Origin of the sequence: Acinetobacter sp. CIP 51.11, from assembly GCF_000369665.1 — a bacterium.
GTDB lineage: Bacteria > Pseudomonadota > Gammaproteobacteria > Pseudomonadales > Moraxellaceae > Acinetobacter > Acinetobacter lwoffii_S.
In genome coordinates, this window is the sequence record NZ_KB850129.1 from 1,727,309 (window position 1) to 1,742,081 (window position 14,773).

General features: G+C 45.4%; 10 protein-coding genes. 2 read left to right on the top strand and 8 right to left on the bottom strand.

Annotated features, from left to right (window positions below):
• Window position 1: 1 nt before the first annotated feature.
• The 6 genes from nuoG to ndhC all read right to left on the bottom strand — a co-directional run bounded on the left by nuoG (window position 2) and on the right by ndhC (window position 7,655).
• Complete coding sequence (nuoG, locus tag F894_RS11990; protein WP_005247899.1) at window positions 2–2,680, bottom strand: NADH-quinone oxidoreductase subunit NuoG; 2,679 nt, start codon at window positions 2,678–2,680, stop codon at window positions 2–4.
• Between the two features lie 11 nt (window positions 2,681–2,691).
• On the bottom strand, window positions 2,692–4,023 hold the full coding sequence (nuoF, locus tag F894_RS11995) for an NADH-quinone oxidoreductase subunit NuoF (protein ID WP_004280774.1): 1,332 nt from the start codon (window positions 4,021–4,023) through the stop codon (window positions 2,692–2,694).
• Window positions 4,020–4,529, bottom strand: a complete 510-nt coding sequence (gene nuoE, locus F894_RS12000) for an NADH-quinone oxidoreductase subunit NuoE (protein ID WP_005247901.1) — start codon at window positions 4,527–4,529, stop codon at window positions 4,020–4,022. The genes nuoF and nuoE overlap by 4 nt, the downstream gene beginning before the upstream one ends.
• 14 nt (window positions 4,530–4,543) lie before the next feature.
• A complete protein-coding gene (nuoC, locus tag F894_RS12005; protein ID WP_004732074.1) occupies window positions 4,544–6,331 on the bottom strand; it encodes an NADH-quinone oxidoreductase subunit C/D in 1,788 nt (595 codons plus the stop codon).
• A gap of 91 nt (window positions 6,332–6,422) precedes the next feature.
• On the bottom strand, window positions 6,423–7,103 hold the full coding sequence (locus F894_RS12010; RefSeq protein ID WP_004280778.1) for a NuoB/complex I 20 kDa subunit family protein: 681 nt from the start codon (window positions 7,101–7,103) through the stop codon (window positions 6,423–6,425).
• A 6-nt stretch (window positions 7,104–7,109) separates the two neighbouring features.
• Entirely contained in the window at window positions 7,110–7,655 is a 546-nt protein-coding gene (gene ndhC / locus F894_RS12015; RefSeq protein ID WP_004280779.1) for an NADH-quinone oxidoreductase subunit A, read from the bottom strand.
• A 572-nt stretch (window positions 7,656–8,227) separates the two neighbouring features.
• Between ndhC and F894_RS12020 the strand changes: the two genes are divergently transcribed.
• On the top strand, window positions 8,228–8,584 hold the full coding sequence (locus F894_RS12020; protein ID WP_005247904.1) for a hypothetical protein: 357 nt from the start codon (window positions 8,228–8,230) through the stop codon (window positions 8,582–8,584).
• A gap of 66 nt (window positions 8,585–8,650) precedes the next feature.
• Here the strand turns inward: F894_RS12020 and bfmS are convergent, their stop codons facing one another.
• A complete protein-coding gene (gene bfmS, locus F894_RS12025) occupies window positions 8,651–10,324 on the bottom strand; it encodes a sensor histidine kinase BfmS (protein WP_005247906.1) in 1,674 nt (557 codons plus the stop codon).
• A gap of 42 nt (window positions 10,325–10,366) precedes the next feature.
• Entirely contained in the window at window positions 10,367–11,083 is a 717-nt protein-coding gene (gene bfmR / locus F894_RS12030) for a response regulator transcription factor BfmR (RefSeq protein ID WP_004280782.1), read from the bottom strand.
• A 567-nt stretch (window positions 11,084–11,650) separates the two neighbouring features.
• Here bfmR and F894_RS12035 point away from each other — a divergent pair.
• A complete protein-coding gene (locus tag F894_RS12035; RefSeq protein WP_005247908.1) occupies window positions 11,651–14,488 on the top strand; it encodes a ribonucleoside-diphosphate reductase subunit alpha in 2,838 nt (945 codons plus the stop codon).
• The last annotated feature ends 285 nt before the right edge of the window (window positions 14,489–14,773 follow it).

Consider the following 14,773-nt stretch of genomic DNA (forward strand, 5'->3'; position numbering starts at 1 on the left):
ATTACACTCCTACCGCGACTGAAACAGGCTCTGCAAGAGATACCGTCGGTGCCAGACCGATTGGGTAGCCAATATAACCTGTCGGTAAATATTCAATCACTTGAACTGGAAGAACGATTGATGTCTCACCTGCTTTCACCGTGATTGTCTGACCATCTTGAACATTCAGGCGCGCTGCATCCTGCTCACCCACTGCAAATACCGCTTCAGGAATACGCGTTTCCATCGCTGGTGTTTTTACCGTGAATTCACCTGAACCAAAAATATGGTGCATCGGTACTAGACGGAAGCTTTCAGCATTGACCAGAACAGGTGCCGGTGCAACGAATGTACGTGCCGGACGTTTTGTCAAACGGTCGAATAAACGAACGCCTGAATCACCACCTTTCAGTGAACCACCCACAGTTTCCTGGAACTTGTTCCAAGCTTGTGGCGAGTTCCAGCCTGCAGACCATGCAAATGGAACCAGTGGAGATGGAGTCTGGTCTCCGACATAACCTTCCATCGAGAATGTTAATGCGGAGTCTTTATCTGTAGGCTGTTTCGGCTCATGTACAGACAATGGCGAACGCATTGAAGTACGACCTGAGTAACGACGTGGTTCACGTGCCACTTTCAAGCCATGAACACGGAAGCCCGCATCAGGTGCAACATCCAGAATGCCTTCAAGCGCAGGAACGTTTTTCGCCACTGACTCGATCACATCATCCAGTAAAGTCCAAGAAATCGCTTTGCCTTTTACGCCTGTTTCCAGAGCGTGTAACCAGCGCCAAGATTCCTTGATCGCCAATTCAGGATTGTAGTAGCTTGGGTCATACACTTGGTAGAAACGTTGTGCACGGCCTTCTTGAGAAACGACAGTACCATCACCTTCAGCAAACGATGCAGCAGAAAGTACGATGTCGGCTTTTTTCACTGTTGCAGTTTCAGAGTGATCCAGTACGATCACATCTTTACCTGCAAGTGCAGCATCGACCTGTGCAGCAGGAAGACGACGGTAAAGGTCGTTTTCAACCACAATCACAGTATCGTAATCTTGTGCAAATGCTTGCTCTAGGCTTTGACCACCAAAGATTGCCATACCCATCGAGTTCACTTCAGGAACCGTCAAGGTCAAGCCCGCATTACCAAGGTTTTGTGCTACTTGTGCAGCAGCTTCCATGATGGTTGCGTCTTGTAGACTTGTACCAGAGATGATCAGTGGTTTCTTGGCAGCTTTCAGCGTATCTGCAATGGTTTGTGCAAATGCTTTCGCATCGTCATCAAGACCAGTGATGACTTCACCTTTCACACCCGCAGCAATCGCGAAGCCTAAACGTGCGATGTCATTTGGAGAAGCAACCACTTCACCTTCCGCAACGTCAGACAAACGGGTTTGTGTCGCAGCCAGGATGTAAATCGGAGATTTCGCATCTTGGGCAATACGTTGTACCGGTTCAGCCAACCATTCTTGCGTACGGCGCTCTGCCGCCATCTCTTTGCCTTTATTTTTCGCAGCCTGGCGAACAGATAAAGCCATACGTGGCGCAGTTTGTGTGAGGTCTTCACCCAAAATTAACACAGCATCGTAGCTTTCAATTTCACGCATGTTCGGGTTGTAAACACCCTCGGTTTGCATGATAGAAGCAGCAAGTTCAACCAGGTTTTGCTCTTTTTGAGATAGACCTGTTGAGAAGTTCTCTTGACCCACCAACTCACGAAGTGCGAAGTTCGACTCAAGTGATGCACGCGGTGAACCAATACCCAATACTTTTTTGCCCTGGATATTTGCAATGACCGTGTCTAGTGCTGCATCCACTGAAACAGTTTCAACAGTTGCACCTTGACGGAATTGTGGTTGACGCGGACGGTCTTCACGGTTCACATAACCTGTACCGAAACGGCCTTTGTCGCATAAGAAGTACTGGTTGACTTCACCGTTATAACGGTTTTCTACGCGGCGAAGTTCGCCATAACGTTCACCCGGAGAGATATTACAACCTGAAGAACAGCCTTGGCATACGCTTGGCGCATACTGCATGTCCCATTTACGGTTGTAGCGAGCCGAATGAGTTTTGTCGGTGAATACACCTGTTGGACATACTTCAGTCAGGTTACCCGAGAATTCAGACTCTAAAGTGCCTGATTCCGGACGGCCGAAGTATACACGTGATGCGTTGGCATACACGCCGAAGTCCGTACCACCTGCGTAGTCTTTGTAATAACGCACACAACGGTAACACGCGATACAACGGTTCATTTCGTGGGAAATGAATGAGCCAAGCTCCTGGTTGTAATGGGTACGTTTGGTGAAACGGTAGCGACGACGGTCATGCTGCGTCATTACAGTCATATCTTGTAAATGACAGTGACCACCTTCTTCACAGACTGGACAGTCGTGCGGGTGGTTGGTCATCAAGAATTCAACAATCGAAGCACGGAAATCTTTGGCTTCTTTGTCTTCAATCGAGATGTAGGTATTGTCAGATGCAGGCGTCATACATGACATGACCAAACGGCCACGCGTATCTTCTGGATTCGCGTACTGGGTCACGGCACATTGACGGCAAGAGCCGACAGAACCTAAGGATGGATGCCAACAAAAGTATGGGATATCAATGCCAAGACTCAAACATGCTTGTAGCAAGTTTTCCGAGCCGTTGACTTCATACGATTTGCCATCGACATGAATTGTAGCCATAGTCGAATTCCTTAAGCTTGTTCTACGTTGCTGGTTTGAGCGGCGGCATTCACAACCTTCGCTTCAAATTCGCCACGGAAATATTTGAGTGCGCCCATAAGCGGCTCCATTGCACCCGGTGCGTGGGCACAGAAAGTTTTACCAATCCAAAGCTTACGAGTCAGTTCTTGTAAGTGATCGATATCTTCTTTCTTACCTGTGCCATCTTCCAGTGCTTTCAGCGCTTTCACCGCCCAAGGTAAGCCATCACGGCAAGGCGTACAGAAACCACATGATTCGCGTGCAAAGAATTCTTCGAGGTTACGTGTCGCTGAAACCATACATTGGGTTTCATCTACCACCATCAACAAACAAGTCCCTAAACGCGAACCTGCCTTCATGATGCTTTCCGCATCCATAGGAAGATCAATATGCTCAGCAGCCAGGAAGTCAGTCGATGCACCACCCGGTAACCATGCTTTCAGTTTCAAACCGTCACGCATACCACCAGCATGGTCTTCAATCACTTCACGTGCTGTCGTACCAAATGGAAGCTCCCATAGACCCGGGAATTTCACTTTACCTGATGCACCATAAATCTTGGTGCCTGGATCTTTCGACTTACCCGCAGATAAGTTGATGTACCATTCAGGACCACGCAGCATGATTGCCGGTAAGTTGTTGTAGGTCTCTACGTTGTTCACAATCGTAGGACGACCCCAAGCACCTGCAACTTGCGGGAATGGCGGTTTAGTACGCGGGTTGGCACGGCGACCTTCTAGCGAGTTAATCAATGCAGTCTCTTCACCGCAGATATAACGACCCGCACCGGTATGCACGTGTAACTCGAAGTTCCAGCCTGTACCAAGGATGTTATCCCCTAAGTAACCTTTGGCACGAACTTGCTCAAGTGCTTCATTTAAGTACTGAGCAGCTTCAATGTACTCGCCACGGATAAAGATATAACCGTGTGTTGCTTCAAGCGTATAACCCGCAATCAGCATCCCTTCGATCAATTGATGAGGAAGATCTTCCATCAACAAACGGTCTTTAAAGGTACCTGGTTCCATCTCATCGGCATTACAAATCAGGTAACGTGGACCTGAGTTGTCGTTTGGCGCCATGAGTGACCATTTAATGCCTGCCGGGAAGCCTGCACCACCACGACCTTTAACAGTCGCTGCCTTAACCACTTCCAATACATCTTTAGGCGACATGGTCAGTGCTTTTTTAAAGCCTGCATAACCTTCCAGCGCTTCGTAATCATCTGCATTACGCACGTTGGCTTGTTTGCTTAAACGCCATGTTAATGGATGCGTTTCCGGGTTACCGTCGCCATAAATTGGTTTTGGTTCAGTATTCATACATACTTCTCCAACAGCTGTTTCACCGAAGTCACTTCAACCAGACCGTGCGTGTCTTCATCAATCATTAAGGTTGGACCTTTGTCACAGTTGCCCAGGCAGCAAATTGGCAGCAAAGTGAAACGACCATCTGCAGTCGTTTGACCAAAAGAAATGCCTAATTCGCGCTGGAATGCTTCTGCCAAAGTTTCCGCACCCATCAGGAAACACGCAATCGAATCACATAACAAAATTACGTGACGACCGACCGGCTGACGGTAAATACGGTTATAGAACGTTGCCACACCTTCAAGGTCTGCAACGCTCATGCTGAGCATTTGTGCGATGGCATTCATTTGCGCATCATCTACCCAGCCATTACGGCGTTGTACACACTTCAGCGCATCTAGACACGCTGCACGTGGGTATGGGTAGTGCCCCATGTGATGTTCGATATCGTGAATTTCGTCCGCAGTCAAAATCCCTTCAACATTCACACGTGGCTTTTTATCAGTCAAAATCATCATAATGCGATTACCCCTTAGCGATCCACGTCAGCCATTACGACGTCAATGGTCGCTAAATAAATGATTAAGTCAGACATTAAGCTGCCGTTAATCACAGAAGGCATTTGCTGTAAATGCGTGAAGGTTGGTGTACGGATACGGGTACGGTAACTCATGGTTGACTTGTCTGAAGTCAAGTAGTAGTTCGACGCGCCTTTCACCACTTCCGCCATCACAGATGCTTCACCCGCCGGCATTACAGGACCCCAAGATACGCTCAGGAAGTGCGTAATCAAGGTTTCAATATCTTGTAATGTCTTGTCTTTTGGTGGTGGAACAGCCAGTGGATGGTCTGCTTTGTACGCACCAGACGGCATATTATCTAAACATTGTTTGATAATTTTCAGTGATTCTTCGATTTCACGGTAGTGAACGATGACACGTGCATAGGCATCGCCTTCGTACTCAACCGGCACTTCGAAGTCGTAATTTTCATAACCGCTATATGGACGGTATTTACGTACGTCAAAGTCGATACCTGTAGCGCGTAGACCTGTACCTGTTACACCCCAAGCCAATGCAGATTTTGCATCATATTGCGCAACATTACGGGTACGACCCACAAACACCGAGTTTTTCAGCGCTGCAGTATGATATTCCTTCAAACGTTTCGGCATCCAGTCCAAAATTTCACGGATCAGGTGCTGCCAGTTGTTTGGAAGGTCATGTGCGGTACCACCGATACGGAACCATGCCGGATGCATACGATAACCGGTGATCGCTTCAATCGCGTCATAGATTTTCTGACGGTCAGCAAACATGTAGAAGACTGGCGTCATACCACCGGCATCTTGAATCGCAGTACCAATGAACAACAAGTGGTTATTGATACGGAACAGTTCAGACATCATCACGCGGATACATTGCGCACGGTCAGGTACAGTAATACCGGCCATTTGCTCTACGCCAAGTACGTAAGGCATGTTTTGCGCACAACCACCGAGGTAGTCGACACGGTCTGTATACGGAATGAATGAATGCCAGGTTTGACGTTCAGCCATCTTTTCCACACCACGGTGGTGATAACCGATATCAGGCACACAGTCTTTCACTTCTTCACCATCCAGCTGCAAGATCACACGGAACGCACCGTGCGCAGATGGATGGTTCGGACCCAAGTTCAGGAACATAAAGTCTTCATCGGCATTGCCACGCTTCATACCCCAATCTTCAGGGACGAAACGAAGATGTTCCTGTTCGTAGTCCTGTTTGGCTTTATCTTGCAAATACGGCGTATATTCAGTCGCACGTGCAGAATATTCTTTACGTAGCGGATGACCTTCCCAATAGGTTGGCAACAAGATACGACGGAGCATTGGATGCCCTTCGAAATTGATCCCGAACATATCGTAAGCTTCACGTTCGTACCAGTTGGCATTTGGCCAAATATTGGTTGCCGTCGGAAGATTCAAATCGCTTTCAGCTAAGGCAACTTTAATACGAATGTCAGTATTACGCTCGAGCGACAACAGGTGATAGAACACGGTGAAGTCAGACGCAGGTAAACCGTCGCGGTGCGTACGCAGACGCTCATCTACCGCTGACAGGTCGAACAACATCACGTAAGGACGTGACACTGTACGCAAAAACATTAAAACTTCTTGTACACGTGCGCGCTCAACCCAGACTGTCGGGAAATCCTCGAAAGTCGTTTGCACAAAGAAGTTCTCACCAAATTTGGTTTTGAGTTCTTCAATGATGGCAAATGCTGGGCGTGAATCAACAGGCGTTGATTCTGGCATAGCAATGTCAGTTTCAGCCATTGGCTTGGCTTCCTATTTAATACAAATTCAGTCAACCTAAACGACAATTACACCCATAGCGGGTGCACAACAAAACAACCTGTCGTTTAAATTATTTAATTTCATCCATAGAGCGTAAGTTCTTCACAGCAACACGCTGGTCTTTCTTACGGTCACGTTCCGGCATCATCTTTGGCTTATACACTGGCTTAAGATCATCACCGATCACCGCAGAAAGCGGACGACGCTCTAGTTGAATCTGGTCTTGCAACAGCATCAATGCCTGAATCAAAGCTTCAGGACGTGGTGGGCAACCTGGAATATACACATCGACCGGGATGATTTTATCCACACCTTGTACGACTGAATAAATATCGTACATACCACCTGAGTTGGCACATGCACCCATTGAAATGACCCATTTTGGTTCAAGCATCTGTTCGTACAGACGCTGAATTACTGGCGCCATTTTTACGAAGCAAGTACCCGCTACAATCATTAAGTCCGCCTGACGCGGTGAAGCACGGATAACCTCGGCACCAAAACGTGACAAGTCATGCACGCCGGTCAAGGTCGTTGCATATTCTACGTAGCAGCAAGATGTACCAAAGTTAAATGGCCAAACTGAGTTTTTACGACCCCAGTTGACTGCTGTATGTACCACATCCTCTAAGCGAGTCATGAATACATTTTTATTCACTTCTTCTTCTAGCAACGGATCTTCTACAACAATACGTTCCTGAAGTGGATATTGGTCAGCATTCGGATTCGCACGGGTTAATGTATATTTCATCCCGTCTTACTCCTTATCAGATAATTGAGTTTGTGACTTTTTCACAAAACCAGATGATTGAGCCGGGATTTGACCCGTTGGATCCATCACCAATTCTTCAATCGAGTTGAAGCGCGTAATTTCTGCAAGATCCATATTTGGCGAACCAATCTTAGCTTTAATTCCTGCTGCCTTACGTCTGTCTGAAGGTGCCCAATTGAGTGCGCCTGTCGATAATTCGTAAATCAAACCAACAAGTAAAACTATGATAAAGATAGCTGCAGTTGCAAAACCAATCCAACCTACCTCACGAACAGAAACTGCCCATGCATATAGATAAAGTGCTTCTAAATCAAACACCACAAAGAAAATTGCAACTAAATAGAACTTTGCAGACAAGCGGATACGAGCTCCACCTGCGCTAACTACACCTGACTCAAACTGCTCCTGCTTGGCACGGCCCCATGATTTACCCCCGAGGAGTAATGGGACAGTCAGCATAAAGACGCATAAAAATGTAACGCCGATCACGAAGGCAATAATTGCCCATTCGTATGGAGTAATAGCACTCATGCGGGGATAACTCCTGGCAGGCCTATTTGTTAACAAAGAATGTATGTATTGGCCTTCAAATACACCAAACACAAAATTAATCCCGCCAATTGTACCTGATTTTGGATTTCACTTGCTAGTTTATAAGCCTTAGTCTTTGGGATGATTTTTTAGACATTTCAGCATTTAATTTGACTTTAATCATTCAGAATTCGTTTTAATCGTTTTCCCAAATTAAATTTTAATTATCTATTAATTTTTCTATAAATAGCGCTGCCAGAAAATAGACTGATCGATGAGCTGCTTTTCTCGCCCACCCATTTAGATATAGTCCTTTTCACTATTGAATCCAAGTTAAATCGGATAAAAACTTATTTTAACAACTATTTTTTCTTTCAAACCAATTGATTTAACTTGATATTTAATGTGATTTTTTATATTTAACTGTTGCTTTACCCCCTGCAGCTACTTGGTAATCTTGGATTGGCAATTGTGTCTTTTTGCAACATGCTCAACGGACTGATTCAGAATATGTTATTTCTATTTCTAAACCACATCATGACATTAATAAAGTAACAATAAGGAGTCCTTGCATGTCTCTACGCTTTTCCCATCGACCTAATTATTTTTTATTTGCTCAATTACTGGTTCGCCATATAGAAAATTACATCCAGAAAAATCCCAACATAAGCCAGGCAGCTTTTGACTTACGTGACATCCATGCACTTTTTCAAGAGGACCATGCTTCTTCCAGCATCAATCTGGATGGCATTATGAATATCGCTGACGAATATAAAGTCGAAACCTTATCAGGCGACCAAAAACTGATTCAGCGTTATAACGTCGATGCGAAAAACACCAAACTGTTGATCGACTTTAACCCTGAAGCGCTACAAAGCTTAAAAGAGGGCAAATCACTCATTGAACCTGATGCGACCATTCAGGAATAAAATCTCTTCCAATAAAAAACGATGCTGATGCATCGTTTTTTTATGACCAAAATCATTTACACAATATCAAGCTAAATGATCACTCGCTTCCTCTGGCTTTTTTTCCAGCATTTTGCGCTTACTCTTCTTGACATAACGTTGTGCCGGCCAGGTCATGGTAAAACGCGCACCACTCAGCGTCGGACTTTGATCCACCTGAATCGTGCCACCAAACCAGTACGCAATCCGGCTGACAATCGACAAACCTAAACCATAACCACCCGACGCACGGGTACGGCTATCATCCAGTCGGGCAAAGGCTTCAAAAATGCGGGCACGATCTATTTCTGGAATCCCCGGCCCGTCATCTTCAACGCAAACATAGGCCTGACCATCCTGATCCAGACCGCCGCTAATCAAGATTTTATTATCGCAATAACGTACAGCATTGCCGACCAGATTCTGAATTACACGATGCAGATAACGACGCTCCGCCTCTACTGTGACCGCAACAGGCATTGGATGTAATTCGATGATTTTCTGGGTTTTCAGCGCTTCAGTTTCTTGTGCCACCTGATTCAGTACGTCATACAGATCGATTTGCTCAAACTCAATCGACGGCATGCCCTGTTCCAGTTTGGCATAGGTCATGATCTCATCAATCAAGGTATTCAGCGCTTCAATATCTTTATCAATCTGTTCCACCTGTTGCAGACGATAATCGTAGTCATCTTCATCCGCCATCATTTCCACACCAAAGCGGATTCGTGCCACCGGTGTACGCAACTCATGCGACACCGCACGCATCAACTCACGCTGCGCTTCGATCAAACGCTGGATATGATCTGACATATTGTTATAGCTAGACGCCAGTGTAGACATCTCGTCACTGCCTTCCACAGGAAGACGCAATGACATATTACCCGATTTCATTTTGTTTAAGGCATAGCTGACTTCACGCAACTTACGCTGCATCGGAACCAGAAGACCATAAACACCCAGACTCAACACAAAAAGGCTTAATAAGGTAATACCGGTCGCCAACTGGAATGGCATCCAGTTAAACAAGGGTACCGGCCCCATGACCAATACTTGCGAAGTCGAACCAGGAATCGGTGAAATAATTGAAATCGTGGTGCCACGAATAGAGGCATTATCGCGGTATAAAATGATGCTATGGTCCAGACGCAGACGTCCGATTTGCTCGGAGTCTAAAGGTAGATTCTGGACGTTTTCGATGGAAACCGGATAAGAAAAATAATCCTGAATACGAGCCAGGTATTCTTTTTCCTGACCTGGATAGTAGACCAGATAATCCAGAATAAAGACTGGTAAGGCCTTCATCTGGCGCTCAGTAATGCTGTCGGCCTTAATATAAAGGTAATGACCCGGGTCATCACGCAGCCCAACTACAATATAGGCAATACCCGATTCAGCGTCCCAACGCACCACCGCTTTTCGTTCGGCAATACGGCGCCCTTCAGCACGGGTAATGTCGACCTTGCTGGCTTCTACATAGTGAATGGGCAATTCCAGCAAATCGGAGGCATCAGAAACCCAATCCATTTTTTGCTGGAGATTTGGCTGGCGTGCAACCCCCTCACTGATGATATATGCCATACCATCAGTCAGGGATTCGCGATATTCTTGCGCACGCTGATAGTTGATAATCTGTACCAACAAATAGCCGAACACCGCCACCAAGACGACAAGAATGACGAGTCCTGCGTATATACGCAAAAATATACTGTGTTTAAACACCTATAATTTATCCTGCTTGTTCAAGCAACAAACCACATTTGCTTAAAGACCATTGGTCTCTTTAACAAAAAGATAACCCTTACTACGTACTGTTTTAATACGCTTCGGATTTTCTGGATCGTCACCGATTTTTGGACGGATACGAGAAATACGCACATCGATTGAACGGTCTTGGCCATCATATTCGATACCACGTAAACGCTCGAAAATATCTTCGCGAGAGAGAATACGGCCAGCATTCGATGCAAGCAACCATAACAGGTCATATTCTGCACTGGTAAAATCAACCAGATCGCCATTTAAGGTCACTGAACGACCGCCGTTGTCGATGACCAGATCATCAAATTCGATGCGCTGTGCCACTTCATCTTCAGGTACCTTATCAGTACGGCGCAATAATGCACGAATACGTGCCAGCAATACACGCGGCTGAACAGGCTTAGCGACATAGTCATCTGCACCCATTTCCAGACCTAAAACCTGATCCATGTCTTCAGTACGCGCAGTCAACATCAAAATCGGCTGATGATAATGTGGACGCACTTCACGGCAAATGGTCAAGCCATCAGCACCTGGTAACATTACATCCAGCACCACCATATCTGGCTGCTCGGCAATAATCCGACGAATGGCACGGTTACCATCCGGCTCTACCCCCACCTCAAGTCCGTTACGGATGAGGTATTCTTGCGTTAAACGAGCAAGACGCTCGTCATCTTCAACAATTAAAATCTTGGGTAACTTTTCTTCTTGGCTCATGTATTGCCCCTTATTTGGTGGATCTACGCTATAGGCGTATCCTTTTGAAATCCAATAGATACGTTTTTAATATGCTTGCAATATACACACGTTTACATTGTAAACAAGATAGCGTTCACCAAACTGATACATCAAGATAGCATTTTGTAATATTTTATCGTGCATTTTTTGGACAATTATGCTTGAAACAGTGGCTTAGATCTGAGTTGCGATTTACACAACTATTACATGGACAAAATATGACTGCTTGATTCAGCACTTTTTAGTTATCCACAGTGTTATCTATAAGCACTTTCTTTTGACTTTGTTATGCTATGCCTTGCCTGATAAGGCTTATACAAAAATCAATAAAAATAGCGATATTTTTACAAGGATTAAAGCACAACTTAAGAAAAATATTTAGCTAAATGTCAATATTGATCTACCCTAAATTTTCCCGTATCTTGTGTTCAATTAATTTTAAAACCACTAGGTCTTGTGTTTATTCCTCAAACACTGTGGCATAAATTTTGCCCAGTTCAAACGGTCTATAAACATAAAAATAGATGACAACGGAGCTATGCTAACATGAGCGTAATCACTTCAACTCCTGGTCAACTTCAGGTGATTAAACGCACCGGTGATGTTGCCGCTTTTGATGCAGAAAAAATTTCTGTCGCAATTGGTAAAGCGTTTTTGGCGGTTGAAGGCCAACAAAGCGCTGACTCGAGCCGGATCCATGATCGTATCGAGCAACTGACGGAAATGGTATTAAATACCTTTAAACGTCGTTTACCTTCTGGCGGAACGATTCATATTGAAGAAATTCAAGACCAAGTTGAACTTGCGCTAATGCGTACGGGCGAACAGAAAGTTGCACGCTCTTATGTCATTTACCGTGAACAACGTTCTGAAGCACGTAAACAGTTAGGTGCACATCATCACCCGACCCTGCAAATTACCGATGCTGAAGGCAAACTCAAGCCACTAGATTTAAGTGCTTTAACTGCGCATGTTACTAAAGCAGCAGAAGGCCTTGAAGGGATTGATGTACAAGCCATTGTCGATGAGACTGTGAAAAACTTGTACAACGGCGTAAAAGAGTCTGACATCTCGACCACGATGATGATGGCGACCCGTACCCGTATTGAGCAAGAGCCTAACTATACATATGTGACTGCACGTTTATTGCGTGATGACCTGGTTGCGACTGGTTTGAAATTCCTGGGTCTACCTGTAGATACAGTTGAAGGTGAAGCGCTAGAAACTTACCTGAAAAAAGGGATTGAGCTTGAGCTGCTTTCTCCAGAATTATTGAACTTTGACTTGGCGAAACTGGCAGCGGCGATTCAACCGGAACGCTCGAATCAGTTTACTTACCTGGGTCTTCAAACTTTATTTGACCGTTACTTCATCCATTCAGATGGCGTACGCTTCGAACTTCCGCAATTGTTCTTTATGCGTGTTTCTATGGGCTTGTCGCTCAATGAAGAAAACCGTGAAGACCGTGCAATCGAGTTCTATAACTTATTATCTAGCTTCGACTACATGGCATCGACGCCTACCCTGTTTAACTCAGGTACGCTACGTCCACAGTTGTCTAGCTGCTACTTGACTACAATTGATGATGACCTGTACGACATCTATGGCGCAATGCGTGACAACGCAATGCTGTCTAAATGGGCAGGCGGTTTAGGTAATGACTGGACGCCAGTTCGTGCCTTGAACTCATACATCAAAGGTACAAATGGTAAGTCGCAAGGTGTTGTTCCGTTCCTGAAAGTGGCGAACGATACAGCTGTTGCAGTGAACCAAGGCGGTAAGCGTAAAGGTGCAGTATGTGCATACCTTGAAACCTGGCACCTCGACATCGAAGAATTCCTGGAACTTCGTAAGAACACTGGTGATGACCGTCGTCGTACCCATGACATGAACACTGCGAACTGGGTTCCTGACCTGTTCATGCAACGTGTATTCGAAGATGCAGAATGGACACTGTTCACCCCTTCTGAAACACCTGATCTGCATGATTTGACTGGTGCTGCATTCGCTGAGCGTTATACGCATTACGAAGCAATTGCCAAAGAAACAAACATGTTGCACAAGAAAATCCGTGCAAAAGATTTGTGGCGCAAAATGCTGTCTATGCTGTTTGAAACTGGTCACCCGTGGATCACATTCAAAGACGTATGTAACCTGCGTTCACCACAACAACACGTAGGTGTAGTTCACTCTTCTAACTTATGTACAGAAATTACGCTGAACACCAGCAAAGAAGAAATCGCGGTATGTAACCTGGGTTCGATTAACCTGGTACAACATGTTCAAGGTGGTGTTCTTGATCGCGAAAAACTGGCACGTACGGTTAAAACAGCCGTTCGTATGCTCGACAACGTGATCGACATCAACTACTACGCTGTTCCGCAAGCGCGCAACTCGAACCTGAAACACCGTCCAGTCGGTATGGGTATCATGGGCTTCCAGGATGCGCTGTATGAGATGAACCTGGCTTATGGTTCTGATGCTGCGGTCGAGTTTGCTGATGAATCGATGGAAGTGATTTCGTACTACGCGATTTCAACATCGAGTGATTTGGCTGTTGAACGTGGTACATACGAAACATTCAAGGGTTCATTGTGGGATCAAGGTATTCTGCCAATCGACTCGCTTGATCTGGTTGCGAAAACTCGTCCAGAACGCATGTTCGAAGTAGACCGCACTCAACGTCTGGACTGGGATACTTTACGTGCCAAAGTTCAAAAAGACGGTATGCGTAACTCGAACGTGATGGCGATTGCACCGACTGCAACGATTTCAAACATCTGTGGCGTATCTCAATCAATTGAGCCAACGTTCCAGAACTTGTATGTGAAATCCAACCTGTCTGGCGAATTCACCGTGATTAACCCATACCTGGTACGTGCGTTGAAAGAACGTGGTCTTTGGGATGCGGTAATGGTCAATGACCTGAAACACTTCGAAGGTTCTGTTCAGAAGATTTCCCGTATTCCTGAAGAGCTTAAAGCGATCTTCGCGACTGCGTTTGAAGTTGAAACTCGCTGGATCGTGGATGCTGCTTCACGTCGTCAAAAATGGATCGACCAAGCACAGTCTCTTAACCTTTACATCGCTGGTGCAAATGGTAAGAAACTGGACATCACTTATAAGATGGCCTGGTTACGTGGTCTGAAAACCACTTATTACCTACGTGCATTGGGTGCGACTTCTGCTGAGAAATCTACAATTAACACTGGCGCATTGAACGCCGTTAAACCCGCAACTGTTGCGGCTCCTGTTGTAGCAGCAGCTCCGGTGGTTGAAGCGCAAAAACCTGAAGCTCCTGCAGAGGAAGAAGGTTTTGCGCAAGCGGCTCCAGTGCCAATGGCATGTTCAATTGACAACCCTGATTGTGAAGCTTGTCAGTAATCTGACAGGTTTTAAATCCTCCCCGACCCTCCTTTAATAAAGGAGGGAGAAAGTCCCCCTTTTTAAAGGGGGATTTAGGGGGATTCCAAACTGAATGAAATTAAAAAAGGAGGTGCGGACATAAGAGTTTTATAAATTTTAAGCAATAAAAAATGGCCTATCACAAGTGACAGACCATTGATTTGAAAACCCAAGCTTTCAGAGGTTTAGCAACACTCTAGAAAGTAACAAAGGTAATCTGTGTTAAATTTTAGCGGACTTAACGCTGACTACTTTAGCAAAATT